The sequence below is a fragment of the Achromobacter sp. 2789STDY5608621 genome, from assembly GCF_001299375.1.
Classification (GTDB): domain Bacteria; phylum Pseudomonadota; class Gammaproteobacteria; order Burkholderiales; family Burkholderiaceae_B; genus Achromobacter; species Achromobacter insuavis.
This window is the reverse complement of the sequence record NZ_CYTU01000049.1, coordinates 1-24,187: the sequence shown is the minus strand read 5'-3', so window position 1 is coordinate 24,187 and position 24,187 is coordinate 1. Positions and strand designations below refer to the sequence as shown.

Here is a 24,187-nt window from a genome sequence, read left to right as displayed (position 1 = left end):
TGGCGCCGAAGCGCCGGCCGACCGGGTCAGTCGCGGTAGCCCTTCATCACGTCGTCGATCACGATCCGCAGCGAATTCACGCTGGCAGCCGTGACATACCAGGCCTCGGCGTCGGCAAAGACCACGCGGCCGTGCTTCCACGCCGGCGTCTCGCGCAGCAACGGGTTGCCCAGCGTCTCGGCGGTCAGCGCGGGCCGGCGTTCCATCACCGCGGTGCGATCCACCACGTAGATCACGTCGGGATTGGCCTGCTGGATGAATTCGCTGGAGATCGGCTGGCCATGCAGGCCGGCCTCCGCCATCGGGCCGGCCGGCTTCACGCCCAGCGCGTTGAAGACGAATCCGTAGCGCGACTGCGGGCCGAAGGACGTGAAGGCGCCGTTGTTGTGCAGCACGATCAGCGCCTTCTCGGGACGGTCCTGGATCAGGCGCCGGGCCGCCTGGACTTCCTCGTCCAGCCCGGCCGCCTGCTGGCGGGCCAGGTCTTCCTTGCCGAAGATCCGCCCGAGCGTGATCAGGTGGTCCTTGACGACCTCGATGTGATTGACCTGGCTGTCGCGGTAATCCACGTCGAAATGGATCGTCGGCGCGATCTGGCTCAGTTCCTTGTAGTGGTTGGCCTGCAGCGACGTGATCAGGATCAGGTCGGGCTTGGCCGCGTGCACCCGCTCCAGGTTGGGCTGCACGATCGCGCCCGTGTCCCGCACGTCCGGCGCGTCCCGGTACCTGGCCAGGAAGTGCGGCACGAAGTCCTTGGGCATGCCGGCCACGGGCACGCCCAGCAGGTCCAGGAAGTCGACCTCGTTCATGTCCAGCGCCACCACGCGCCGGGGCTGCCTGTCGATGACGGTGACGCCGAGCTTGTGCCGCACCGTGATGGCGGCGTAGGCCGGCGGCGCCTCCGCGCCGGACGACGGCGACGGTTGCGCCGCCTTGGGCGCCGTTTCCTGGCCGCAGCCCTGCACCGCGATCGTGGCGGCCACCAGCAGGGCGAACGCCCAGGTCCTGTGCTTGCCGTTCATGTCAATTCTCCCGATGGGTTGAAGTAGTTGCACAGGCGGCCGCGCGCGCCGTGCGTGATCTCGAAATCCAGCCCATAGAGTTCCCGCAAGCGGTCCTCGGTCACGACCTCCGGCACCGTGCCGGCGCAATGCACCGCGCCGTCCTTCATGGCGACGATGTGGTCGGAATAACTGGCCGCGAAGTTGATGTCGTGCACCACCAGGATCACGGTGCGGCCGTGCATATCGCACAGGCGGCGCAGCGCCCGCATGATCTGTACGGCGTGCTTGATGTCGAGGTTGTTCAGCGGCTCGTCGAGCAGCAGGCAGTCGGTCTGCTGGGCGATGGTCATGGCCAGGAACGCCATCTGCCGCTGCCCGCCGCTCAGCTCGTCGAGATAGGCCTGGCGCAGCGGTTGCAGCGACAGGAACGCGATGGCCTCGTCGATCACGCGCCGGTCCAAAGGCGTCAGCGCGCCCCGGCTGTAGGGGAAGCGGCCGAACGCGACCAGCTCCTCGACCGTCAGGCGCAGGTTGAAATCGGGAGACTGGCGCAGCGTGGCCACGCGCCGGGCGTAGTCGCCGACGCGGATGTCCGACACATCGCGGCCTTCGATCAGGATCTCGCCCCGGGTCGGCGCCAGCAGCCGCGCGATCATCATCAACAGCGTCGTCTTGCCCGCGCCATTGGGGCCGATCAGCGAGGTCAGCCGCCCCGCCGGAAACCGCGCGTTGACGTCGGACAGCACGGCGCGCGCGCCATAGTGTTTGGAAAGATGCTTGACGGTAATCATGCGGTGCCCCGCGCCCGCGCCATCAGCGCGAGGAACCAGGCGCCGCACGCCAGGTTGACCAGGATGCCGACGGTGGTCCGGTAGTTGAAAAGATGCTCCACCGCCAGCTGGGCCAGCAGGAACAGACCCACCGCGATGGCGCAGCCGGCGGACAGGGTGACCCGGTGCCGGCGCGTGCGCGTCAGCGCATAAGCCATGTTGGCGACGAAGATGCCCATGAACGCCGTGGGCCCCAGCAGACTGGTCGACACCGCGACCAGCGTGGCGATCAACGCCAAATGCCGCCGCACCTGGCGCGGATAATCCACGCCCAGCGACATCGCCTGGTCGCGCCCCAGCGACATCACGTCCAGCGTCGGCAGGGTCTTCAGGCCGGCCAGGCACACGCCCGCCACCAGCAGCCCCGACACCAGCAGCTGCGCCGGTTCGGTCTTGTTGAACGACGCCTGCGAAAAACCCAGCAGGATCGAGAACTCGCCGGGGCTGGTCTTGAGCTGCACGAACTGCGTGAAGGTGCCGATCACCATCGTCAGCACCAACCCCGCCAGCAGCAGGAAGTGGACGTTCTGCCGGCCCTGGCTGAACAGCCCGCGATGGATCAGCCACGAATAGCCCAGCATCACCGCCACCGACAGGAAGAAGTTGCCGTGCGCCCCCAGCAGCACCAGGCTCTGCGCGCCCAGCCCCAGCACCAGCAGCGATTGCAGCAACAGGTAGACCGCCTCGTAGCCCATGATGGCCGGCGTCAGGATGCGATTGCCCGTCAGCGTCTGGAACACGATCGACGACCAGGCGATGGCCACGCCGCCGATCAGCATGGCCGCCAGCCGCGCCAGCCGCTTGGGGATGACGTAGTCGAAATCCAGGCCGGCGCCCAGGAACAGGAACGCCAGCGCCAGGGCGATGACGAGCATCCAGGCCAGGTGCCGCGAAGCCAGGCGCATCATCGGTGTTTCCAGAAGATCAGCGCCAGGAACAGCAGGCCGCCCAGCCCGCCCGCGGTCAGGCCGATGGGCACTTCGAACGGGTGGATCAGCAGGCGCCCGAGCACGTCGCAGGCCAGCAGCAGCGACGCGCCGCCCAGCGCCACCACCGGCAGGGTGCGGCTCAGGTTGTCGCCGTAATGCAGCGCCACCAGATTCGGCACCACCAGGCCGACGAAGGGAATCGCGCCGACCGTGATGACCGTGGCGGACACCGTCACGGCCACCAGCATCAGCCCCAGCGCCACGGTGGCGCCATAGTTCAGCCCCAGGCTCGACGCCACGCCCTCGCCCATGCCCAGCACGGTGAAACGGTGCGCGTACAGATACGTCAACGCGACGATCGGCAGGATCAGGTAGATGATTTCGTAGTTCCCCTGCACGATCCGGGAGAAATCGCCCAGCATCCAGCCCTGCATGCTCTGCAGGATGTTGTGGCGATAGGCATGGAACTCGGCCAGCGCGCTCAGCACGCCGCCGTACATCAGGCCGATCACCGGCACCAGCACGGTGTTCTTGAACTTCACGCGGCGCACGATCGCCACGAAGAGCAGGCTGGCGGCCAGGCAGAACGCCAGCGCGAACAGCATCCGCACGGTCGCGCCGGCGGCGGGCGCCAGCGTCAGCGACACCAGGATGCCGAACTTGGCGGCGTCCAGCCCGCCCGAGGTGGCGGGTTCGACGAACTTGTTGCGCACCACGTGCTGCAGGATCACGCCGCAGACCGACAGCCCCACGCCCGTCAGCACCAGCGCCGCCAGGCGCGGCAGCCGGCTCGCCGTCAGCGTCAGCCAGGCGTCGCCCGACAGCGACAACACCTGCGACCATGCCATCTGCCGCGCGCCCACCAGCAGCGACGCGCCGCACAGCACGATGAACACGCCGATCAACCCCGCACGCATCAGCCGCCCGCCTCGTCCGGCGCCGCGGCGGCGATGCGCCAGCCCTTGGCAGCCCGACGCTGCGCCAGGAATCGCGCATAGCGCCCCTGGCTCGCGCGCAGCAGCGTGGGCGACCCCTGTTCGACAATGCGGCCCGCTTCCAGCACCACGACCTGGTCGGCCATCGCCACCGTGGAGAGCTGATGGGCAATCACCACCAGCGTGCAGCGGCCGCGCAACCGCGCCAGCGCCTCGGTGACGACGATCTGGTTCTCGGCATCCAGCGCCGCGGTCGCCTCGTCCACCAGCAGGATCGGGGCGGCGCTGATCAAGGCGCGGGCAATGGCGACGCGCTGGCGTTCGCCGCCGGACAGGCGCGCGCCGCCCTCGCCCACCGCCGTGTCCAGGCCTTGCGGCAGCCGTTCGGCAATCGCCGCCACGCCTGCCTGCCGCGCGGCATCCATGACCTCGGCGTCGCTGGCGTCCGGCTTGCCGACGCGGATGTTGTCGGCGATGCTGCCCGAAAACAGATAGTTGTCCTGGAAGATCTGGCGGATCTGGCCGGCCAGGCGCGCGCTGGCGATCTGCCTCACATCGACGCCGCCGACGCTGACGCTGCCCGCGGTCGCGTCGAAAAAGCGGGCGATCAGCCGCGCCAGTGTGGTCTTGCCGGAACCGGACTCGCCGATCAGGGCGACCATGCTGCCCGGCGCGATGCGCAGCGTCACGCCGCGCAATACGTCCGCTTCCTCCGGCGCGTAGCGGAAGTCCACCTCGCGCAGTTCGATCGCGCCATCGCGCGGCGCCTGCGGCGTCCCGGGCTCCGGCAGCGGCTGCACCGCGAACAGCGCCGCGATGGCATCGAGCTGGCCGCGCGCGCCGCGCAGCACTTCGCCATAGCCCGCCACTTCCAGCAGCGCGTCGACGTAGCGGGCCGCCAGCACCAGCGAGACAATGACCGCCGCGGCCGCGCCGGGCGCCAGCGGGCCGCCCGCGAGATCGTTGGCCCACCACACCGCCGCCATCAGCATGGCGGCGAATGCCGCCTGCGCGGCCCAGGCATTCAGGACGGCCGCCCCCGCCGACAACCAGATCAACCGCGCGCCGGCCTGGCGCTGGCGTTCGACCGCCTGCTCCAGCAAGCGCAGGCCGCCGCCGTCGCCATTGAACGCGCGCAGCACGGACTGCGCCTGGGCGAACTCCACCACGCGCTGGCTGGCATCGGCAAAGCTGCGATGGAACGCGTCGTCCGCCCGCCGCGACATGGCGGCCGTCAATGCCAGGACGCCGGCCAGCAGCGGCAGCGCCAGCAGCGCGATCACGCCCAGCAGCCAGTGCTGCGCGAACAGCGCCACCACCAGCACCATCGGCGTCACGATCCCGGTGAGCACCGGCGTGAACACGTGCGCGGGAAGCTGGGCCACCGCCATCATGCCCTGCGTGACCACATGCCCCAGACGCGCCGTGTTCGCCGGCGTGAACCATCCGACCGGCAACCGCGCCACGTGCTCGCCCAGGCGATGGCGGCCGCTTTGCAGGATGGCCACGCCCACGCGCACGCCGGCCCGCTCCACCTGGCGCCGCAACAGCCAGCAAACCGCCACCTCGGCCGCGAGCAGCGCCAGCCAAGGCGCCATCCGCCGCACGTCGCCGTCGAGCAGATGGATCAGCACCGGCGCCAGCGAGGCGATGGCCACCCCGCACAGCACGCCATAGGCGATGGCCATCCCGGCATAGCGCCGCAGCACGGACGCCTCCTTGCCCAGCAACAGCAGGAACGTCTTCAGCATGACGCCCCCGCCTGTTCCGCCGCCACGTCGTAGCCGCCCAGCGCCCACAGCCGGGCATAGCGGCCGCCCTGCGCCAGCAGCGCGTCGTGCCGGCCCTGCTCGACGATGGCGCCGTCCTCCAGAACCAGAATGCGGTCGGCGTGCATCACCGTATCCAGCCGATGGGCGATCACCATCAGCGTGCGCCCTTGCGCGAAGCGCGACAGCGCCTCCTGGATCGCCACCTCGTTGCCGGCATCGGCCGCCGCCGTGGCCTCGTCGCACACCAGCACCGGCGCGTCGAGCAACACGGCGCGCGCGATGCTCACGCGCTGGCGTTCGCCACCCGACAGTTGGGCGTCCTCGCCGACCACCGAGTCGTAGCCGCGCGGCAGCGCCAGGATGCGTTCATGGATGTTGGCGGCGCGCGCGGCGGCCTCGACCTCCTGGCGGCTGGCCGCCGGCCGACCCAGCGCGATGTTGTCGTGGATGCTGGCGTGGATCAGGCGCACTTCCTGCAACACGAAGCCGATGCGCCGGTAGAGCTGCGTGGTCTCGATGTGCCGCAGGTCCACCCCGCCCAACGTGATGCGCCCCTCGGCCGGATCGAAGAACCGCAGCAACAGCCGCGCCAGCGTGGACTTGCCCGCGCCCGACGTGCCGACGACGGCCGTGACGGTGCCGGGTTGCAGCGTGAAACTGATGTTCGACAACGCCGGGCGCGCCTCGCCGTAGGCATAGCCGACATTCTCGAAGCGCACCTCGTGGCCGGCCGGCGTCTCGCGCCGGCCGCTCCCGGGCGCTGCCAGCACCGGTGTCCGCAGCAGCGCCAGCACGCGCTGCGCGGCGGCCGTGGCGCTGCCCAGGTCGTGCAGCAGCGTATGCAGCAGCAGCACCGGCGCGCAGATGCCCGGCGCCACCAGCGCGAATGGCAACACGTCCACCGGCGCGATCCAGCCCAGGCCGACGAACAGGGCGCCGCTGGCCAGCACCCCCCCCAGCACCGTGACCGGGGCGATCATGGCGTGCGCATGGGCCATCGCCGCCACCAGCGGACGCGTGAAGCGGCGGAAGGCCTCGGCGAGTCCATCCACGGCCTCGTGGTAGCCGCGATGCGCCTTGCCATCGACGCCGAACGCCTTGACCACCGGCATCCCGCCGACGAACTCGACGGTCGCGCCGTTCAGGCGCTCGAGCCGGGTGACGAAGGTCTGCATCTCGGCGCCGCCGGCCTTCATGGCGCGGCGCAGGAACAGGAAGAACCCCGGAAATGGCAGCAACGCCGCCAGCGCCATGCGCCAGTCCAGCGCGAACAGGTAGATGACCGACAGCCCGATGGCGCCCGCCGCGCGGCCCACCGCCGTGTAGAAATGCGCGGTCAGGCTGTGCAGCGTGGCGATGTCATCCTGCATCGCCTGCTTGACCTCGCCCGACGCGCGGCCGGTGAACCAGCCCAGCGGCGCCTGCGCCAGCCGCCGCGCCACGGCCAGGCGCAGGTGATGCGTGATGCGGTTGTCGGCCAGATGCGCGGTCAGCTCGCCGGCGGACACCAGCGCCATGCCGGCGAACAGGCAAGCCACGCTGGCGCCCGCCACCCACCAGAGTTCGGCCCGCCGCGACGCCTGGGCGGCATCCGCCGCATCGAGGCCGGCCAGCAGCAGCTGGGCGATGTGCGCGATACCCGCCAGCGGCGCCAGCGTCAGCATGGCGCCCACCGAGGCCAGCGCCGCCGCGGCGATCAGTTGCCCGCGGATCGGGGACAACACTTGCCTGAGCGGGCCAGGTGTGGCCGCGGCGACTGCGGACGTGCTCATGAAATCGGACTACCCAGATGTTGGTGATAATTATTTGCATGACTATAAACTAAATATTGAATTAGTTGCATTGCAATAAACTAAATAATCGTGCGCGGGTTAAAGTGACGGATAGCCGCCGCCACCACCAAGGACCAGACATGAACCCGCCAGAGCGCCGTCCGGCGCGGGGCCGCCCGCCCACCATCACCCTGGAGCGGATCGCCGACGCCGGCATAGCGATGGGCTTGCCCAACCTCACCTTCGTCGGCGTCGCCGCCGCGCTGGGCGTCAGCCACATGGCGCTCTACAAGCACGTGCCGAGCCTGGAGGCGCTCAAGCGCCTGATCGCCGAGGAGATCTTCAAGCGCTGGCAGATCCCGCAAGCCAGCGGCAGCGACCGCGGCGGGCTGAAGGAATACCTGACCGTGTTCACCGCGTCGGTGCGCGAGTTCGTCAAGGCGCATCCGGGCGTGACGCCCTACGTGATCCGGCGGCTGGCGGCCACGCCGTCAATGATCGCCAAGATCGAGGGGCACCAGCGCCACATCGCCCATGCCTACGGCATTTCAAGGGAACAGGCGCGCATGCTGCTGGCGACCGTGGCGTTCCATTGCATGGCGGTGGCCGACACGGTGTATTCGGTAGCCGGCCTGGAACCGGTGGTCGAGGCGGCGCGCGCCGCCGAAGAGGCCGAGATGGAAGCGGAACTCGATCAGGGCATGCAGGCGCTGATCATCGGCGTGCTGGCGGTGTTGGAAAGCGAGACGCCGCGGACCTGACGCGGCGGGGCTGTCACGGCCCGCTTCGTCCTTGCTCCAGCTCGCCAGGCTCCAGGAAAAACTGGCGGTTCCCTTCCAGCCGCCCGACGATGAAGTCCACGAACGTGCGCACGCGCAGCGGCTGCTCGGTGCGGCGGCCGTAGTACAGGTAGATGCCCTCCAGATACACCACGTGCCGCAGCAGCAGCGGCACCAGCCGGCCGGCGCGGATGTGCGGCACGGCGCTGAAGCTGCCCAGCTGGCCAATGGCCTCGCCCGCCAGCACGGTCTGGGCCTCGGCGTCGATATCGTTCATGCACAGCGCCGGCGTGATCTCGCGGTAGACCTGCTCGCCGTCGACCTGGAATGCCCACGGCGCGAGCTTGCCGGTGTTGGCGTGGATGTATCCGGTGCAGCGATGCCGCGCCAGATCGTCGATATCCGCGGGCGCGCCGTGGCGCGCCAGGTAGTCGGGCGACGCGCAGATCAGCAGCTGGATCGGCACCAGCCGCCGCGCCACGGTGCCCGCCGCCGGCAGCGAGCCGCCGCGAAAACCCACGTCGGCCCGGTCGGTGACCAGATCGGTGAAGCGGTCATCGAAATGCACATCGAGCTGCACGCCGGGATATTCCCGCGCGAACGCCAGCACGTGCTGCCACAGCATGCAGTGGATCAGCGCCCGTGGCGCGCTGATGCGCAGCGGGCCGTTGATCTCGTCACCCGCGCGCCGCGCATCCGCCAGCGCGTTCGACAGCAGCCCCAGGGCCGGACTGGCATTGTCGAGCAGCCGCTGTCCCGCCTCGGTCAGGCTCAGCTTGCGCGTGGTCCGGCGCAGCAGCTGCACGCCCAGCGATTTCTCCAGCTGCATCACCGCGTGGCTCGCCGCCTGCGGCGAAATGCCCTGGTCCACCGCCGCCTTGCGCAGGCTGCCCAACATGGCGGTGCGCACGAAGATGGTCAGGGCTCGGACTTCGTTCATGGCGGATCTCCCGGCCGGCCGGGGCGGCCGATTGGCAAATAAAAGTTGATTATCATTCTATTGAATAGCCGCTATTCGGAACACCCACGGCTCTCTACCATGCGTTTCACCCCATCCCCCTGACAGGAGAAACGCATGAACACCCCGACGAATTTCAAGAAAGTCTGGTTCATTACCGGCGCCTCGCGCGGCCTGGGCGCGCTGATCGCCAAGGCCGCCCTGGCCGACGGCAATGCCGTGGTCGCCGCCGGCCGCGATACCGCCGCCATCATCGAGCGCCTGGGCCAGGCGCCCGGCCTGCTGCCGGTCGCGCTGGACGTGACCCGCCCCGAGCAGGCCCAGGCGGCGGCCGCCGCCGCGCTGGACGCCTTCGGCCGCATCGACGTGCTGGTCAACAACGCCGGCTTCGGCCTGCTGGGCGCGGTCGAGGAGTCCAGCGACGCCGACGTGCGCCGCATGTACGACACCAACGTCTTCGGCCTGCTCAACGTGACCCGCGCGGTGCTGCCGGCCATGCGCGCGCGCCGCGCCGGCCATGTCATCAACATCTCGTCCATCGGCGGCTTCCGCTCGGGCGCCGGCTTCGGCGCGTACTGCTCGACCAAGTTCGCCGTCGAGGGGTTGACCGAGGCCCTGCGCGACGAGCTGGCGCCGCTGGGCATCCACGCCACCGTGGTCGAACCCGGCTACTTCCGCACCGACTTCCTGGATGCCACCTCGCTGGTGGTCGCCCCGGGCGAGATCGCCGACTATGCGGCGACGTCGGGCCAGGTGCGCCAGAAGGCCGTGCACCTGAACCATCAGCAGCCCGGCGACCCCGTCAAATTGGCCGCGGCCATGGTCGAATTGGCCAACGCCGCCGAACCGCCGCTGCGCCTGCCGCTGGGCAGCGACACCCTGGCGGCCATCGCCGACAAGCAGGCCTACGTGGCCCGCGAGACGCAGGCCTGGGAAGCGCTGGCGCGCTCGACCGATTTCGCCGCGGGCTGAATCCGCCGCGCCTGCCCCCCCTGCCGCGTGCCAGGCACTAGACTACCGACCGGTAGTTAGTTTAAAGTCCGCCCACCTGAAGGCCGGCCATCAACGGCGTCCGCCCCCGGCCTTCAGCGGATCGACCAGGACCTCCCCGCCATGACACGCACCCCTTCCGTCCAGCGCATCCTCGACGCCGCGCTCGGCCACTTCGCCAACCAGGGCTACGATGGCGCATCGCTCGCCGATATCGCCGACACCGTCGGCATCCGCAAGGCCTCGCTCTATACGCATTTCGCCAGCAAGGACGCCCTGTACCGCGAGATCTTCACCGACGCGCTGGCGCTGGAAATGCAGCTGGCGCGGGACTGCTTCGACGCCGAGGCCGGCAACGCCCTGCCCGGCTCCGCCTATTGCGCCCATCTGGTCGGGCGCCATGGCGACTCCCTGCACCTGCGCTTCCTGCTGCGCGCCAGCTACGTCCCGCCCGAGACGCTCGAGACCGCCATCACCGCCGACTACGAAACCTATCTGGCGCAGTTGCGCGCGGACTTCGACGCCCGGCTGCGCGCCTGGGTCGGCAAGCGCGCCCGTCTGTCGAAGGCGGCCGCGGCGCGCTACGCCGAGGCCTACCTGGGCATGATCGATGCCGTGCAGGTCAAGCTGGTCTACACCAATGCCGATCAGGCGGGGCAGCGGCTGGCCGCCATGCAGCGCCTGCAGGCCGACGCCTTGGCGCACGCCATCGGGCCGGAGCGCGCGGCATGAGCGGCGCCGCCACGACCCAACGCGGCGGCCTGATCGGCGCCGGCCTGATCCTGCTGCTGGCGCTGCTGACCGCGCTCGACGCCATGGCGATCGACATGTACCTGCCGGGCATGCCCGCCATCGCCGAGGACTTCGGCGTATCGGCCGGACGCATCCAGCAGACGCTTTCCGTATTCCTGGCGGGGCTGGCCATCGGCCAGGCCCTGTACGGCCCGCTGCTGGACCGCTACGGCCGCCGCCTGCCGCTGCTGGCCGGCGTGGCCATCTTCGTCGCGGGCTCGGTGATGGCGGCCCTCGCGCCGACGGTGGAATGGCTGCTGGCCGCCCGCTTCGTGCAGGCGCTGGGCGCGGCGGCGGGCCTGGTGACGCCGCGCGCCATCGTCGCCGACCTGTGCGGCGTGGCCGAGTCGGCGCGCATCTTCTCGCTCTTGATGCAGGTCATGATGATCGCCCCCATCGCCGCGCCGATCCTGGGCGGCAGCCTGCTCGCGCATGGCGGCTGGCGCGGCATCTTCTGGGTGTTGGCGGGCCTGGGCGCGGCCGGACTGGCGTGGGGCTGGCGCGCGCTGCCCGACTCGCTGCCGGCCGAGCGCCGCGCGCCGCTGCATGCCGGCGCCATCCTGCGCGCCTATGGCCGGCAGCTGCGGCATCCGGCCTTCATGGCCTATACGCTGGCCGGCGGCTTCATCCTGGGGTCGCTGTTCAACTACATCAGCGCGTCGGCCTTCGTGTTCACCGGCCACTTCGGGCTGAGCGCCACGCAGTTCAGCTATCTGTTCGCCGGCAACTCGGTGGCGCTGGTGCTGGGCGGCATGATCAGCAACCGGCTGCTTGACCAAAGACGCTCCGCCGCTGCCATCCTGCTGGCCGGCATCGCGGCACACGCGCTGGCGGGGCTGGTCCTGTTCCTGCTGGCGCGGGCCGGCCAGGCGCCGTTCGCCGTGTACGCGGGCCTGCTGGCCGTCGCCGTCGGCGCGCTCGGGCTGGTCTTCGGCAACCTCACCGCCCTGACCATGAGCCACGCCGGCAAGCAGGCGGGCGTGGCGTCGGCGCTGATGGGCACGCTGCACTACCTGATGTCGGCCGCCATCGGCTACGCCGTCAGCCTGGCGCCGCAAGGGCCCGCGCTGCTGCCGCTGGCGATCTGCGCCTGCGGCGCGCTGGCCGCGGGACTGAGCCTGGCCGCCATGGCGCCGGCCAAATCGCAGCACCGGTAAACTGAGCCGGCTTCCCGGCGCCAACGATGCCGGCCGAACGTTCACGCAATCCGGAGAGCTTCATTCCATGATCCGTCATCTGGTCTCTGCCGCGGCCCTCGCCGTGGCAGGCAGCGCCACCGCAGCCAGCCCCTCCTTCAACTGCGCCAAAGCCACCACCCCCGTCGAAAAATCCCTATGCGCCAACTCGGCGCTGGCAGACCAGGACGCGGCCATCGCGCAGCAATACAAAGCGGTGCGCGGCAAGCTCGACGCCGAGGCCGCCAAGTCGCTGACCAACGACCAGCGCTACTTCCTGGCGGTGCGCGACCAGATCTATGCCGACCCCTACTCCGGCAGCACGCCGGCCAAGGCGATCGGCGCCAGCATGCGGTCCCGCCTGGCGTTCCTGAAGGCCATCAACCCGCAGCCGCCCGCCGGCTTCGTCGGCAAGTGGAAGAACATCGAAGGCGAAATCGAGATCAAGCAGGGCTCCGATGGCCAGTTGTTCGTGGAAGCCAACTCGGCCCAGCCCTACAACGGCCGCTGGGTCTGCGACCTGAGCGGCAAGGGGGTCGTCTCCGGCGACAGCCTGCACGTCACCTACCAGGATGGCCCGCCCTGGGTGCTGTCGCTGACGCGCCGCGGCGCGGTGCTGGCGGCCCGCGAGATACCGCCCCCCGGCGTCAAGCAGGACGGCTTCGGCCCGCCCTTCTGCGGCATGAACGGCAGCCTGGGCGAGGACTGGTTCGCGGTGCGCTGACCAACGACAACACGCAAGGAGCACGCATCATGTTCGGTCATATCACCGTCGGCGTCAGCGACCTGGCGCGCGCCTCGGACTTCTACGACGCCATCCTCGAGCCGCTCGGCCTGCGCCAGCGGCCGGTCACGCCGGACGGCGGTCCCGCATCGCGCTGCTGGATCGTTCCCGGCGCGACATTGCCGCGCTTCTATGCCTATACGCCGTTCAACGGGCAACCCCCGAGCGCCGGCAACGGCAGCATGGTGGCTTTCCTCGCACCCGACGCACAGGCAGTGGACCGCGCCCATGCCGCCGGCCTGGCCGCGGGCGGCGCGGATGAGGGCGCTCCCGGCCCCCGGCCGCATTACGGCGACGGCTACTACGGCGCCTATCTGCGCGACCCCGACGGCAACAAGATCCATCTCGTGTATCGCGGGGATCTTCCCCGGCGTTGAGGTATCACATATCGCGATAACGGAGTTCATATGACCGCCGCGGCCGCGGCGGTTATATGAATATGGGACATATGTATTTCTCCCGGCGCGCCGCGCTGGCTAGGATGCAGGCGTCAGTCAATCACCGTATCCATCGTGTCCCGCCTTTCTCCCCCGGATCCGAGCAAGCTCGATCCCGACACCGCCGCCCTCTACCAACAGCTGCTCAAAGACTACGGCCCCTACGCCAACATGCTTGGCGCGTTCCTGCCGCGGCCGCCGGCGCTCAGGCATCTGTTCTCCTATCTCGTCGCGTCCAAGAAGGATGGCCTGATTTCGCCGCGCCATCTCGAAATCGCCTTGCTGGCCGCCTCCAAGGCGCATGCCTGCCACTACTGCGTGGCGCTGCATGAACCCAAGCTGGCGTCGCAGGGCATTTCGCAGGAGGCCATCGACCGCCTGCTGGAACCGCAGGTGCCGGGACTGGACGACCATGATCTGGCCGTGCGCGACTACGCCGTGGCGGTGACGCTGGACGCCGCGCGCATCAGCGACGAACTGCGCGCCCGCGTCAGCCGCTATTACGACGAAGCCGGCGTGGTCGAATTGACGATCCGCATCGCGCTGTGCAGTTTCTTCAAGCGATTCAACGAAGCCCTGGAAGTGCCGGCCGAAGACGTGGTGGCTTTCGAACTGTCGTCCACCTGAGCGGGTCCCGCATGTCGAGCGTTTCCGTTCCCAAGCTGCAGGTCCGCGGCATCAGCAAGCATTTCCATGGCGACCAGGGCAGCGTGCAGGTGCTGGACGACATCAGCCTGGAGGCCGCCAGCGGCGAATTCGTCAGCATCATCGGCCCCTCGGGCTGCGGCAAATCCACCCTGTTCAACATCCTCACCGGCCTGCTGGAGCCCGACAGCGGCAGCATCGCGCTCGATGGCAAGCCGGTGGCCGACCTGCGCGGCCGCGTCGGCTACATGCTGCAGCGCGACCTGCTGATGCCCTGGCGCACGGTGCTGGACAACGTGATCGTCGGGCTGGAAGTGCGCGGCACGCCGCGCGCCGAATCGGTCGAGCGCGCCCGCGAATACCTGCACACCTTCGGCCTGCTGCAGTTCCAGGACAGCTACCCCAAGGCCCTGTCGGGCGGCATGCGGCAGCGCGTGGCGCTGGCCCGCACGCTGCTGCCCGATCCCGACGTGCTGCTGCTGGACGAACCCTTCTCCGCCCTGGACTACCAGACGCGCCTGTTCCTGGAAACCATGCTCGCCGACACGGCGCGCAGGCAGGGCAAGACCGTGGTGCTGGTGACGCACGACATCGACGAAGCCATCGCGCTGTCGCAACGCATCTTCGTCCTGAGCGCCCGGCCCGGCCGCCTCAAGCGCGTCCATGACATCGCGCTGGGCGCGCAGGCATCGCCGCTGGCGGCGCGGCGCGATCCGCGCTTCTCTTCCTATTTCGACACCCTCTGCCAGGAACTGGACATCCAGACCGGGCAGGCGGAGGCCGCATGAGCACCACCCTGTCCACGCCCGCGCCCGCCGCGCCGCGTCCGCGCCGCTTGCGCCCGCCCGTGCTGGTCGCCCAGCTCGCCATCCTGGTCATCCTGTTCGGCAGCTGGGAACTGGGCGTGCGCGCGGGCTACATCAACGGCTTCCTGTTCGGCTCGCCGGCCGGCGTGGTGGACGCCGCCTGGAAGCTGATCCGCTCCGGCGAACTGGCCGAACATGCGGCCTACACGCTGTGGGCGTCGGCCCTGGGCTTCGTGGTCGGCACCGCCCTGGGGACCGTGCCCGGCCTGTCGCTGTGGTATTCGCCCTACGCCGCCAAGGTAGTGGAGCCGATCCTGGTGGCCATCAACAGCGTTCCCAAGATCGCCTTCGCCCCGCTGGTCATCCTGTGGTTCGGCACCGGCGTCATCTCCAAGGTGGCGCTGTCGATCTCGCTGACCGCCATCGTCGCGCTGCTGGCCGCCTTCCAGGCCGCCAAGGACACCGACCCGGACATCCAGCGCATGATGGTGTCGCTGGGCGCCACCAAGGGCCAGGTGTTCGGCAAGGTGGTGGTGCCCGCCGCCCTGCCCTACATCATCAGCACCTTCCGCATCAATATCGGCTTCGCGCTGGTCGGCACCGTGGTGGGCGAATTCATTTCGTCCAAGTACGGCATCGGCCACGTCATCTTCGTGGCTTCGTCGCTGTATGACCTGAACACGGTCTGGGTCGGCATCTTCACGCTCATGCTGCTGGGCTTCGTGCTCTACGCCGGCGTGGACATCGCCGAGAAACGACTGCTGCGCTGGAAAGACCAGACCTACGCCACCCAATTCAAACTCTGATCCCGCCCCTCATGAAGCGTACCCGCCTGGCGCTCGCCGCCGCCCTGTCTCTTTTCAGCCTGGCCGCCCACGCCAACGACAAAGCCGTGGTGTCCGCGGCGTTCAAGTCGGTCTTCTACCTGCCGGTGTACTTCGCCGAAGAGCACGGCTATTTCAAGGAGGAAGGCCTGGACGTGCGCATCGACGTCGCCTCGTCCTCGACCAACGCCCTGGCCGCGGTCATCTCCAGGAGCGCCGACTTCTCGCTGCATGGCCCCGAATGGACCGCCATCTCGTTCGGCCGCGGCGCGCCCGTCAAGGTCGTGGGCGGCACGCTCAACCGCCTGGGCGTCTGGCTGACGTGCAAGTCCTCCTTCGCCTTCAAGGACTTCACCAGCCTGAAGGGCGCCACGGTCGCCACCGGCGCCATGCCGACCACCAGCACCTCGGCCTTCCTGAAGATCGTCCGCAAGGCCGGCCTCGATCCGAAGCGCGACCTGAACCTGCTGGAAGTGCCGTTGGGCAACGAGGTCGGCCCGCTGGCGGCCGGCCAGGCCGACTGCGCCGTGCTGTACGAGCCGGGCGCCTCGCAGGCCGAGGCCCAGGGCTACAAGGTGGTGTCCGCCTTCTCGCGCGAGATCGGCCCCTACACCTTCTCGGCCATCTCGACCCGGCAGGATATCGACCCCAAGGTGTCGCAAAAGCTGGTCTCGGGACTGGACCGCGCGCTCAAGGCCATCCGCAAGGATCCCGAGGCGGCGGTGCAGAGCGGCCTGAAGCTGTTCCCCAACCTGCCGCCCGAGGTGGTGCGCAAGTCGGTGACGCGCCTGATCGAGGACGGCGTGTTCGCCGACTCCGTGGCCATCCCGCCGCAGGCGCTGACCGATGCGCTGCAGACGCAGGTGGACCTGGGCAACCTGGACAAGATCCCCGCCGATCCGCGCTGGCTGGACCTGGACTGGGCCAACCGCATCGCGGGCAAGGCCTACTGAGCGCTGGCGGCGCCGAGCCCGCCGCCGGGCGCGGATGCGGGCCGGCGATCCCCCCGGCGGCCTGCCCCCGCCGGCTCTTAACAATTCGTTGACGCCACCCGGCCTACAGTCCATCATCATCAATCGAAAGCGGGCCCCCGCCGCTCGCCGTCGACAGGAGCCCATCCTGGTATGAATGAAGCGCCGGCTGACGATCCCCCCGCATCCCGCCCCCGATTCCTGCTCGCCATCCTCCTGACCGGCCTGACCGCCGGCCTGGGCGGCATGCTGCTGGGCATGTTGCTGCACGCCGTGCAGCACCTGGCGTACGGCTACAGCCTGGACCGCATCGTCGGGACCGAAACCTTCCTCCAGGGCGTCGAAGCCGCCAGCGACGTCCGCCGCCTGGCGGTGTTGATGCTGTGCGGCCTGGTGGCCGGCGGCGGCTGGTGGCTGGTCTACCGCTTCGGACGGCCGCTGGTCAGCGTGACACAGGCGGTGCAGGCCCCCGCCGCCCGCATGCCGGCCAGGACCACCCTGGCGCATGCCCTGCTGCAGATCGTGACCGTCGGGCTGGGATCGCCCCTGGGGCGCGAAGTGGCGCCGCGCGAGGTCGGCGCGCTGGCGGCCGGCGGCGTATCGGCATGGCTGCGCCTGCCGCCCGACCAGCGCCGGTTGATCGTCGCGTGCGGCGCGGGCGCGGGCCTGGCCGCCGTGTACAACGTGCCGCTGGGCGCGGCGCTGTTCGTGCTGGAAGTATTGCTGGGCACGTTCGCGTGGCCCGCGGCGGCCGTGGCGCTGGCCACGTGCTGCATCGGCGCCGTCGTCGCCTGGATCGGGCTGGGCAACGAAATCCAATACGCGGTGCCGCCGATGACGGCGGGCGCCAGCCTGATCGTCTGGGCGGTGCTGGCCGGGCCGGTCTTCGGCGTGGCGGCGCACGCTTTCGTGCAACTGACATCGGCCGCGCGGCGCCAGGCGGCGCGCGGCTGGCGGCTGCCGCTGGCGGCACTGGTGAACTTCACGCTGATCGGCGTCCTGGCGGTCTTCCTGCCGGCGCTGCTGGGCAACGGCAAGGGCCCGGCCCAGCTGGGCTTCAGCAGCGAACTGACCCTGGGCATGGCGGCCCTGCTGCTGGTGTTGAAGGTGGCGATCACCAGCGGTTCGCTGCGCGCCGGCGCGTCCGGCGGCCTGCTGACGCCGGGCATCGCCATCGGCGCCCTGCTGGCGGTGGTGCTGGGCGGCGCCTGGAACCTGATCTGGCCCGACGCGCCGCCCGGCGCCTACGCCGTGGTGGGCGCGGCGGCCTTCCTGGCGGCCTCGATGCGCATGCCGCTGACGGCCACCGTCCTGCTCCTGGAATTCACGCGCGTGGACCAGGGGTTCCTGGTGCCGATGATCCTGGCGGTGGCCGGCGCCACCGCCACCCACCATTTTTGCGCGGCCTGGACCGCCCGGACGCCGGCAGCGGCCGGCGCGCCGCTGCGCGGCTCGACATGAAGAGGCTCACATGACATCACGCAACCTGACCGGCATCCAACGCTACGACGCGCCCGCCGGCGGCTGGGGCGCGCTCAAGGCCACCGCGCAAGCCATCGCGGACCAGATGCGGATCGCCGAAGCGCCGGTGCTGCTGTTTCGCACCAACAAGCCGGACGGCTTCGACTGCCCGGGCTGCGCATGGCCGGACAAGGCCCACACCTCGACCTTCCAGTTCTGCGAAAACGGCGCCAAGGCCGTGACCTGGGAAGCCACCAAGAAACGCGTGACGCCGGAATTCTTCGCCGCGCACACCGTGACCGAGCTGCTGACCTGGTCCGATCACGACCTGGAAGACGCCGGCCGGCTGACACACCCGCTGCGCTACGACGCCGCCACCGACACCTATCAGCCGATTGAATGGGACGCCGCGTTCCAGCACATCGGGCGCACCCTCTCCAGCCTGCCCGATCCGGATTCGGTCGAGTTCTACACCTCGGGCCGCGCCTCGAACGAAGCGGCGTTCCTGTTCAGCCTGTACGCCCGCGAGTACGGCACCAACAATTTCCCCGATTGCTCGAACATGTGCCACGAGGCCACCAGCGTCGGGCTGCCGCAGACCATCGGCATCGGCAAGGGCACGGTGTCGCTGGACGACTTCGACACCTGCGACCTGATCATCTCGATGGGCCACAACCCCGGCACGAACCATCCGCGCATGATGGGCACGCTGCACGAATGCGCCCGCCGCGGCGTGCCCATCATCGTCTTCAACCCGCTGCGCGAGCGCGCGCTGGAACGCTTCGCCGATCCGCAGAACCCCATCGAGATGGGCACGCTGGGCTCGACCCGCATCGCGTCCACGTACTACCAGGTGCGCGTGGGCGGGGACGCCGCCGCGCTCAAGGGCATCATGAAGGCGCTGCTGACGCTGGACCGGCAGGCGCCCGGCGCGATCGACCACGCCTTCATCGCCGAACACACCCACGGCTTCGACGCCTACGTCGAGGACCTGGACGCCACCGCGTGGGCCGACATCGAGCGCGCCAGCGGACTGACGCGCGCCAACCTGGAGCAGGTCGCCGCGGCCTACGCCAAGTCCAACGCCACCATCGTGACCTACGGCATGGGCATCACCCAGCACGCGCGCGGCACCCAGAACGTGCAGCAGATCGCCGCGCTGCTGCTCATGCGCGGCAACTTCGGCCGGCCGGGCGCCGGCATCTGCCCGCTGCGCGGCCACTCCAACGTGCAGGGCAACCGCACCGTCGGCATCACCGAGAAGATCGACCCGGTGATGTTCGACAACATCGAGAAGACCTTCGGTTTCCGGCCGCCCGAGCGCCACGGGCACGACGCGGTCGACGCCATGAAGGCGATGGTGAACGGCGACGCCCGCGTGCTGATCTGCCTGGGCGGCAATATCGCCATGGCGCTGTCCGACACCGAACAATGCGAGACGGGCATGCGCCGGCTGGACCTGGCGGTGCACATGAACACCAAGCTGAACCGCTCGCACCTGCTGATCGGCCGCGACGCCATCATCCTGCCGGTGCTGGGCCGCACCGAAAGCGACGTGCAGGCCAGCGGCGCGCAGTCCATCACCGTCGAGGACTCGATGTCGATGGTGCACGCCTCGCGCGGCAAGCTCGCGCCGGCCTCCGAACACCTGCGGTCCGAACCCGCCATCATCGCCGGCATGGCGGCGGCGACGCTACCGGACACGCGCGTGCCGTGGCTCCACCTGGTCGAGGACTACAGCCGCATCCGTGACCTGATCGAAAAGGTCTACCCGGACTTTCGCGGCTACAACGAACGCATCCTCAAGCCGGGCGGATTCCGCCTGTCGCTGCCGCCCACCGAACGCATCTGGAAGACGAAGTCGGGCAAGGCCGAGTTCCTGCCGTTCAAGGGCCTGCAAGAGGATCCGGGCGCGGTCGCGACGGGCGCGCTGACGTTGACCACGCTGCGCAGCCACGACCAGTACAACACCACCATCTACGGCCTGGACGACCGCTACCGCGGCGTCTTCGGCCGGCGCGACGTGCTGTTCATGCATGCCGACGACCTGGCGCGCCACGGCCTGAAGCACGGCGACAAGGTGGACCTGCACAGCGGCCTGCCGGGCCAGGAGCACCGCCACCTGCAACTGACCGCGATCGCCTACGACATCGCGCCCGGCTCGGTCGGCGCCTACTACCCCGAGGCCAACAACCTGTGCCCGCTGGACTACCAGGACAAGCAGAGCGGCACGCCCAGCTACAAGTCGATTCCGGTGGTGATCAGGAAGGCCGCGTGACGCCTTGCCCGCCGCGCGCACCAGCGCAGGCGGGCGCCCCTGATCTCATCGCCCGACCACCGGGCAGCTCGCCGGCAGCGGCCGGTCGAACAGCACCGCGATGCCGCATGCCGAGGTGAACATCCCCAGGTTGTCATGGCCCACGCCCGGCACTTCCACGACCTTCTGGTTCAAGCCGGCGGGATGCCTGCGCGTCAGGTAATCGAAATAGGCGCGGCCCCGCTCCAGCCGGTTGGGGCCTTGCGCCATGCCGCCGCAGGAGCGGTCGATGAAGTGGGTGTAGGGATCGGTGTCCGCCTGGCCCAGCAGGTACACCACGTTCCGCGCGGCGTATCTCGATTCCACCGCCGCGGGGTCCTGCGAGGCGACATAAGGCGGACCTCCTTCGAGCTGGTACTTCCATCTGGTCGCGGCGGGACAGGCGCCGCCGGCCGGCAACGCGGGGCGGTCATCGCTGAAGTACACGTAGCTGGAGGGATTGGCGACCACGTAGCGCAGCGGGATGCCGCGCCGCGCCAATGCGGCGCCGCCCCGCCCCACGGCCGCATAGCGTTGCAGGATCTGCGCGCCCGCAGAATGCCCCATCACGACCACGCGCTTCAGGGCGGGATAACGCTTCTTTTCCGCGAAGTGATCCAGCAGCGCGTCGATCGCCTCGAACGAGCTGAGCGGCGCCGGACCGATGGCCGGTTCGCCGCTTTTCCAGCCCTCCTGGGACCACCTCAGGGTCCGCGCCGGCATCGAGAATTTCTCGACATCCGGCGCGGTCAGGAACTGGGGCGCGACGACCATCACGCCGCCCGCCGACCGGCCCGCCCCCGCCACGATCTCCTTGCCGGTGCCGAAGTACGTGTCCGCGTTGCGCAGCGTGCCATGGATCACGATCATCACCGTCGAGATCGTCGGCGCCGGCGCATGGATATCGGCGGAGGCATAGAGCGGCAACGCGCCTTCTCCGGCGGCGCCCTTGACCGCCAGCGCCTGGTCCGCCACGTGTTTCACGGGCGCCTCCAGCTTCGACGCCTTGGGTGCGACAGGCGCGACAGGCGCGGCCTGGCGCGTGCCACAGCCGGCCGCCGCCAGCAGCAGCGGGCCGCACAACAGGCTCCATTTGATAACCGAAAGGAACTTTGCCGCTCTCATGGGTCCACTCCTGGTCGACTGCGAAGACTGACGATTGGCAGGGATTATGCCCCCGTCTCCTGTTTGCCACGAGTGCTGGCGAACCGGTATGGCTACATGCTACGCTTTGCCACCCGGAATCAGCACCCGCCGCTTTTTTTTGGCATTTTTCCATGCGCAAATTCGCGGAGCTATACGAACAGAATCATTCCTGGCTGAAGGCTTGGCTCAGAAAGCGCCTTGGCAACCCGGACACCGCCGCCGACCTGGCACACGATACGTTCGAACGCGTATTGACCAAGCCTCCCGCCGAGGAACTGAACGAGCCTCGGGCCTACCTCACCGTGGTCGCCAAGGGCCTGGTCGCGCATTGGTATCGCCGCAAGGCGATCGAGCAAACGTACCTGGATGCACTCGCGCTTGAACCCGAAGACTACGTTCCTTCAGTCGAGTCCCAGGCGGAAATCCTGGAGCGCCTGTTCGAGATCGATGCCATGCTGAGTAAACTTCCGGGCAAGGCCCGAGAGGCCTTTCTGATGTCCCAGGTCGATGGACTGACCTACCAGGAAATTGCCGACAAGCTGAACGTATCGCTTAGCACCGTGAAGCGTTACATGGTGATGGGTTTCGCTCAATGCCTGGCCACTCTGACATGACACAAGCAACGACCCGAGCCAACCTGATCCAGGAAGCGGCGACCTGGATGATGCGGCTTTCCGACGAAGGCGCCACCGAGGCCGACTGGACGGCCTGGCGTCAATGGACGCAGCAAAGCGACGAACACCGCAAGTACGCGCACCTGACGGAATCGCTGACGGCGAAGCTGCAGACCGTGCCGGGAAGCGTCGGCCGCGCTGCGTTGAACGCGCCCAAGGCCGCGGCAAGACGGACGGCGCTCAAGACACTTGCGTTCCTTTTGCTGGCCGCGCCGACGGGCTACGTGGTCACCCGCCTGCCCTGGCAAGCCTGGAATGCCGAGTACCGCTCCAGCACCGGCGAACAGCGCCTGATCGCGCTGCCGGACGGCGGCACCTTGACACTGGACACCGCCAGCGCGGCCAATGTCGTCTACGACGATCAGCGTCGCAGCGTGCAAGTCGTGGCGGGCAGGGCCTACATCGTCACGGCCGCCGACAGCGCCCAGCCGCCCCGGCCGTTCCTGGTACAGACCCGGTTTGGACAGGTGCGCGCCCTGGGCACACGTTTCGAAGTGCAGTTGGGCGACCGCGAAGAGCAGGTCGCCGTTTTCGAGGGCGCGGTGGAGATCACCCCGAAAGATTCCGCGACCTCGGCACAGGTTCTGCAGGCCGGATGGAAAACGACGTTCACGCGGAACCAGGTGCAACCGGCGGCGCGTTCACTCTCTCAGGCCGATCCGCTCTGGCTGCAAAAGCGCATCCAGGTCGACAACGTGCCGCTGGGACAATTGATCGAGGAACTGGGACGCTACCGGCCGGGCATCCTGCGCTGCGACCCCGACGTGGCGGCGCTGCCCGTTTCGGGAACGTACCGCCTGGACGATACGGACCTTGCGTTGCGGTTGCTGGCCGAGGCGCTGCCGGTCCGCGTCACGCGGCGCACCGCCTACTGGGTCACGGTCGGTCCCCGCTAGGCCGAGGCCGCATGCGTTCCTGCCGGCCCGCCGCGGCACTGCCACCCTTGAGGCTACCGCTGAGGCTGGTCCTGCTCGCCAGTTTCCTGGCGACAGCCTGTGCCCTGCCAGCCATCGGTCACGCCCAACCGCGAGCGGCCATCCCTGGGCCTGCGGTCTTTTCCATTCCCGCCGGGCCGCTGTCGGCCGCGCTGGATCGATTCGCCAATGCCGCCGATCTCTCCCTGTCCTACGATCCCGCGCTGATACGGGACAAGCACAGCCCTGGCCTGTCCGGCGCCTACACCGTCGATGCGGCGTTCGCGGAATTGTTGCGCGGTACCGGCCTGACCGCGACGGCATTGGGACAGGCCGGCTATGTATTGCGGACTACCGCAGCGGCAGAGGACGGCGTTTCGGGGGCTGCCACGTTGCGTCCGGTGCAGGTCGAGGGCATTCCGCCTGACGAAGGCTATGCCGCGTCGACAAGCACTCTGGCCACCGGAACCGACACGCCGATCAAACAGATCCCCCAATCCATCCACATACTGACCCGGCAGATCATCGAAGACCAGCAGCCCCAGACGCTCTTCGATTTGCTGCGCAACGTGCCGGGCGTCAGCAACAACCCGCAGTTCTACGGCTTTGACAACGACGCCTACGACATGCGCGGCTACGGCTCGCGCCTTCTGCTGGACGGCATCGCGCCACAGTTCGGCTTCCGTATCCCCGCCATCGGCGTGGAACGGGTGGAAGTGCTCAAGGGCATTGACTCGGCGGCGATGGGCGATATCACCCACGGCGGCGTGGTCAACGTCATGCTGAAGCGCCCGCAGGCCGAGTCCGTCCGGGAAATCCGCGCGGAGGCCGGATCCCGGGGCCGCGCGGGAGTGTCGATGGATGTCGCCGGCACCGCGCCCGACAACACCCGCCTGCAGTACCGCCTGATTCTTTCGACCACCCGGGCGGACGGCAATACCGCGGGGTACCGGGGGTTGCGTGAAACCTACCTTGCTCCCTCTGCCGCGTGGGACGACGGTACGACGCGCATCGAACTGGGCCTGCAGTATTCGCAGGGCCGCCTGCCGACAAGCCCTTTCACGGTCACGGTGAACGGACGCCCGGCCACGTTGTCCGGCCCTATCGCCAACGCGGATGATCACACGAACTACGAACAAACCCGCCCATACTTCGCACTGCGCCAGCAACTGAACGACAACTGGTCTTTCAACGGCAGCGCCAGCGTCACCCGGCAGCGCCATACGGAATACGCCTACCGGCTGGGGCCCGCCAATCCGCAGGGCGGGGCCTACTACCTGCCATTCCGCGAGG

Annotated in this window: 23 protein-coding genes; 15 read left to right on the top strand and 8 right to left on the bottom strand. The window is 69.0% G+C overall.

All coding sequences use genetic code 11. The features are described 5' to 3' along the window. Nucleotides 1–26: 26 nt before the first annotated feature. Genes AOZ53_RS28095 through AOZ53_RS28070 form a run of 6 tightly spaced genes read right to left on the bottom strand, consistent with a single transcriptional unit; the run spans nucleotide 27 to nucleotide 7,242 of the window. The gene (locus AOZ53_RS28095) at nucleotides 27–1,022 is read right to left on the bottom strand and encodes a siderophore ABC transporter substrate-binding protein (RefSeq protein WP_054490283.1); all 996 of its coding nucleotides are present in this window, start codon (nucleotides 1,020–1,022) and stop codon (nucleotides 27–29) included. Next, the gene (locus AOZ53_RS28090) at nucleotides 1,019–1,795 is read right to left on the bottom strand and encodes an iron ABC transporter ATP-binding protein (protein WP_054490282.1); all 777 of its coding nucleotides are present in this window, start codon (nucleotides 1,793–1,795) and stop codon (nucleotides 1,019–1,021) included. The genes AOZ53_RS28095 and AOZ53_RS28090 overlap by 4 nt, the downstream gene beginning before the upstream one ends. Further along, a complete protein-coding gene (locus tag AOZ53_RS28085; protein WP_054478831.1) occupies nucleotides 1,792–2,739 on the bottom strand; it encodes an iron chelate uptake ABC transporter family permease subunit in 948 nt (315 codons plus the stop codon). Before AOZ53_RS28085 ends, AOZ53_RS28090 begins: the two co-directional genes overlap by 4 nt. After that, nucleotides 2,739–3,680, bottom strand: coding sequence for an ABC transporter permease (locus AOZ53_RS28080; protein WP_054428878.1), 942 nt, complete (start codon nucleotides 3,678–3,680; stop codon nucleotides 2,739–2,741). Before AOZ53_RS28080 ends, AOZ53_RS28085 begins: the two co-directional genes overlap by 1 nt. Continuing rightward, nucleotides 3,680–5,449, bottom strand: a complete 1,770-nt coding sequence (locus AOZ53_RS28075; protein WP_054490280.1) for an ABC transporter ATP-binding protein — start codon at nucleotides 5,447–5,449, stop codon at nucleotides 3,680–3,682. Before AOZ53_RS28075 ends, AOZ53_RS28080 begins: the two co-directional genes overlap by 1 nt. Further along, nucleotides 5,443–7,242, bottom strand: coding sequence for an ABC transporter ATP-binding protein (locus tag AOZ53_RS28070; protein WP_054490279.1), 1,800 nt, complete (start codon nucleotides 7,240–7,242; stop codon nucleotides 5,443–5,445). The genes AOZ53_RS28075 and AOZ53_RS28070 overlap by 7 nt, the downstream gene beginning before the upstream one ends. Before the next feature lie 140 nt (nucleotides 7,243–7,382). On the opposite strand from AOZ53_RS28070, the gene AOZ53_RS28065 reads away from it, so the two are divergent. After that, entirely contained in the window at nucleotides 7,383–8,003 is a 621-nt protein-coding gene (locus tag AOZ53_RS28065) for a TetR/AcrR family transcriptional regulator (protein ID WP_054490277.1), read from the top strand. A 13-nt stretch (nucleotides 8,004–8,016) separates the two neighbouring features. Here the strand turns inward: AOZ53_RS28065 and AOZ53_RS28060 are convergent, their stop codons facing one another. After that, a complete protein-coding gene (locus AOZ53_RS28060; protein ID WP_054490275.1) occupies nucleotides 8,017–8,961 on the bottom strand; it encodes a LysR family transcriptional regulator in 945 nt (314 codons plus the stop codon). Between the two features lie 135 nt (nucleotides 8,962–9,096). On the opposite strand from AOZ53_RS28060, the gene AOZ53_RS28055 reads away from it, so the two are divergent. From AOZ53_RS28055 to AOZ53_RS28005, 11 genes are all read left to right on the top strand, one after another. Next, on the top strand, nucleotides 9,097–9,951 hold the full coding sequence (locus tag AOZ53_RS28055; RefSeq protein ID WP_054490273.1) for an oxidoreductase: 855 nt from the start codon (nucleotides 9,097–9,099) through the stop codon (nucleotides 9,949–9,951). A gap of 141 nt (nucleotides 9,952–10,092) precedes the next feature. After that, nucleotides 10,093–10,701: a TetR/AcrR family transcriptional regulator gene (locus AOZ53_RS28050; RefSeq protein ID WP_054428884.1), complete on the top strand. Its 609-nt coding sequence runs from the start codon at nucleotides 10,093–10,095 to the stop codon at nucleotides 10,699–10,701. Continuing rightward, a complete protein-coding gene (locus tag AOZ53_RS28045) occupies nucleotides 10,698–11,918 on the top strand; it encodes a multidrug effflux MFS transporter (protein WP_054490271.1) in 1,221 nt (406 codons plus the stop codon). Before AOZ53_RS28050 ends, AOZ53_RS28045 begins: the two co-directional genes overlap by 4 nt. A 67-nt stretch (nucleotides 11,919–11,985) precedes the next feature. Continuing rightward, nucleotides 11,986–12,660, top strand: a complete 675-nt coding sequence (locus AOZ53_RS28040) for a lysozyme inhibitor LprI family protein (protein WP_054490269.1) — start codon at nucleotides 11,986–11,988, stop codon at nucleotides 12,658–12,660. A gap of 29 nt (nucleotides 12,661–12,689) precedes the next feature. Beyond that, a complete protein-coding gene (locus AOZ53_RS28035) occupies nucleotides 12,690–13,097 on the top strand; it encodes a VOC family protein (RefSeq protein ID WP_054490266.1) in 408 nt (135 codons plus the stop codon). A gap of 135 nt (nucleotides 13,098–13,232) precedes the next feature. Further along, nucleotides 13,233–13,784, top strand: coding sequence for a carboxymuconolactone decarboxylase family protein (locus tag AOZ53_RS28030; RefSeq protein WP_054428888.1), 552 nt, complete (start codon nucleotides 13,233–13,235; stop codon nucleotides 13,782–13,784). A gap of 11 nt (nucleotides 13,785–13,795) precedes the next feature. After that, nucleotides 13,796–14,590 (top strand): ABC transporter ATP-binding protein, encoded by a 795-nt coding sequence (locus AOZ53_RS28025; protein ID WP_054428889.1) that lies wholly within the window; start codon nucleotides 13,796–13,798, stop codon nucleotides 14,588–14,590. Next, nucleotides 14,587–15,414 (top strand): ABC transporter permease, encoded by an 828-nt coding sequence (locus AOZ53_RS28020; protein WP_054428890.1) that lies wholly within the window; start codon nucleotides 14,587–14,589, stop codon nucleotides 15,412–15,414. The genes AOZ53_RS28025 and AOZ53_RS28020 overlap by 4 nt, the downstream gene beginning before the upstream one ends. An 11-nt stretch (nucleotides 15,415–15,425) precedes the next feature. Then, complete coding sequence (locus AOZ53_RS28015) at nucleotides 15,426–16,385, top strand: ABC transporter substrate-binding protein (protein ID WP_054428891.1); 960 nt, start codon at nucleotides 15,426–15,428, stop codon at nucleotides 16,383–16,385. A 171-nt stretch (nucleotides 16,386–16,556) separates the two neighbouring features. Next, a complete protein-coding gene (locus AOZ53_RS28010; RefSeq protein WP_054490263.1) occupies nucleotides 16,557–17,864 on the top strand; it encodes a chloride channel protein in 1,308 nt (435 codons plus the stop codon). 10 nt (nucleotides 17,865–17,874) lie between these two features. Next, nucleotides 17,875–20,142, top strand: a complete 2,268-nt coding sequence (locus AOZ53_RS28005; protein ID WP_054476246.1) for an FdhF/YdeP family oxidoreductase — start codon at nucleotides 17,875–17,877, stop codon at nucleotides 20,140–20,142. Nucleotides 20,143–20,187: 45 nt separating this feature from the next. Here AOZ53_RS28005 and AOZ53_RS28000 read toward each other — a convergent pair whose 3' ends face one another. Next, nucleotides 20,188–21,285 carry an alpha/beta hydrolase gene (locus AOZ53_RS28000; RefSeq protein WP_054490262.1) on the bottom strand — a complete coding sequence of 366 codons (1,098 nt, stop codon included), beginning with the start codon at nucleotides 21,283–21,285 and terminating at the stop codon, nucleotides 20,188–20,190. A gap of 152 nt (nucleotides 21,286–21,437) precedes the next feature. Here AOZ53_RS28000 and AOZ53_RS27995 point away from each other — a divergent pair, with 152 nt between their 5' ends. From AOZ53_RS27995 to AOZ53_RS34490, 3 genes are all read left to right on the top strand, one after another. Next, nucleotides 21,438–21,920, top strand: coding sequence for a sigma-70 family RNA polymerase sigma factor (locus tag AOZ53_RS27995; protein WP_054428895.1), 483 nt, complete (start codon nucleotides 21,438–21,440; stop codon nucleotides 21,918–21,920). Continuing rightward, nucleotides 21,899–22,876 (top strand): FecR domain-containing protein, encoded by a 978-nt coding sequence (locus AOZ53_RS27990; protein ID WP_054428896.1) that lies wholly within the window; start codon nucleotides 21,899–21,901, stop codon nucleotides 22,874–22,876. The genes AOZ53_RS27995 and AOZ53_RS27990 overlap by 22 nt, the downstream gene beginning before the upstream one ends. A gap of 47 nt (nucleotides 22,877–22,923) precedes the next feature. Continuing rightward, a partial coding sequence (locus tag AOZ53_RS34490; protein WP_197286535.1) for a TonB-dependent siderophore receptor occupies nucleotides 22,924–24,187 on the top strand: 1,264 nt, incomplete at its 3' end.

Bases quoted from the DNA above. Each gene is read 5' to 3' on its own strand.
- AOZ53_RS28025 (WP_054428889.1), top strand. From the start codon at position 13,796: ATGTCGAGCGTTTCCGTTCCCAAGCTGCAGGTCCGCGGCATCAGCAAG.
- AOZ53_RS28065 (WP_054490277.1), top strand. From the start codon at position 7,383: ATGAACCCGCCAGAGCGCCGTCCGGCGCGGGGCCGCCCGCCCACCATC.
- AOZ53_RS28010 (WP_054490263.1), top strand. From the start codon at position 16,557: ATGAATGAAGCGCCGGCTGACGATCCCCCCGCATCCCGCCCCCGATTC.
- AOZ53_RS28050 (WP_054428884.1), top strand. From the start codon at position 10,093: ATGACACGCACCCCTTCCGTCCAGCGCATCCTCGACGCCGCGCTCGGC.
- AOZ53_RS28055 (WP_054490273.1), top strand. From the start codon at position 9,097: ATGAACACCCCGACGAATTTCAAGAAAGTCTGGTTCATTACCGGCGCC.
- AOZ53_RS28060 (WP_054490275.1), bottom strand. From the start codon at position 8,961: ATGAACGAAGTCCGAGCCCTGACCATCTTCGTGCGCACCGCCATGTTG.
- AOZ53_RS28085 (WP_054478831.1), bottom strand. From the start codon at position 2,739: ATGCGCCTGGCTTCGCGGCACCTGGCCTGGATGCTCGTCATCGCCCTG.
- AOZ53_RS28075 (WP_054490280.1), bottom strand. From the start codon at position 5,449: ATGCTGAAGACGTTCCTGCTGTTGCTGGGCAAGGAGGCGTCCGTGCTG.
- AOZ53_RS28070 (WP_054490279.1), bottom strand. From the start codon at position 7,242: ATGAGCACGTCCGCAGTCGCCGCGGCCACACCTGGCCCGCTCAGGCAA.
- AOZ53_RS28080 (WP_054428878.1), bottom strand. From the start codon at position 3,680: ATGCGTGCGGGGTTGATCGGCGTGTTCATCGTGCTGTGCGGCGCGTCG.
- AOZ53_RS28000 (WP_054490262.1), bottom strand. From the start codon at position 21,285: ATGAGAGCGGCAAAGTTCCTTTCGGTTATCAAATGGAGCCTGTTGTGC.
- AOZ53_RS28095 (WP_054490283.1), bottom strand. From the start codon at position 1,022: ATGAACGGCAAGCACAGGACCTGGGCGTTCGCCCTGCTGGTGGCCGCC.
- AOZ53_RS27990 (WP_054428896.1), top strand. From the start codon at position 21,899: ATGCCTGGCCACTCTGACATGACACAAGCAACGACCCGAGCCAACCTG.
- AOZ53_RS28015 (WP_054428891.1), top strand. From the start codon at position 15,426: ATGAAGCGTACCCGCCTGGCGCTCGCCGCCGCCCTGTCTCTTTTCAGC.
- AOZ53_RS28035 (WP_054490266.1), top strand. From the start codon at position 12,690: ATGTTCGGTCATATCACCGTCGGCGTCAGCGACCTGGCGCGCGCCTCG.
- AOZ53_RS28040 (WP_054490269.1), top strand. From the start codon at position 11,986: ATGATCCGTCATCTGGTCTCTGCCGCGGCCCTCGCCGTGGCAGGCAGC.
- AOZ53_RS28020 (WP_054428890.1), top strand. From the start codon at position 14,587: ATGAGCACCACCCTGTCCACGCCCGCGCCCGCCGCGCCGCGTCCGCGC.
- AOZ53_RS28005 (WP_054476246.1), top strand. From the start codon at position 17,875: ATGACATCACGCAACCTGACCGGCATCCAACGCTACGACGCGCCCGCC.
- AOZ53_RS28090 (WP_054490282.1), bottom strand. From the start codon at position 1,795: ATGATTACCGTCAAGCATCTTTCCAAACACTATGGCGCGCGCGCCGTG.
- AOZ53_RS28045 (WP_054490271.1), top strand. From the start codon at position 10,698: ATGAGCGGCGCCGCCACGACCCAACGCGGCGGCCTGATCGGCGCCGGC.
- AOZ53_RS27995 (WP_054428895.1), top strand. From the start codon at position 21,438: ATGCGCAAATTCGCGGAGCTATACGAACAGAATCATTCCTGGCTGAAG.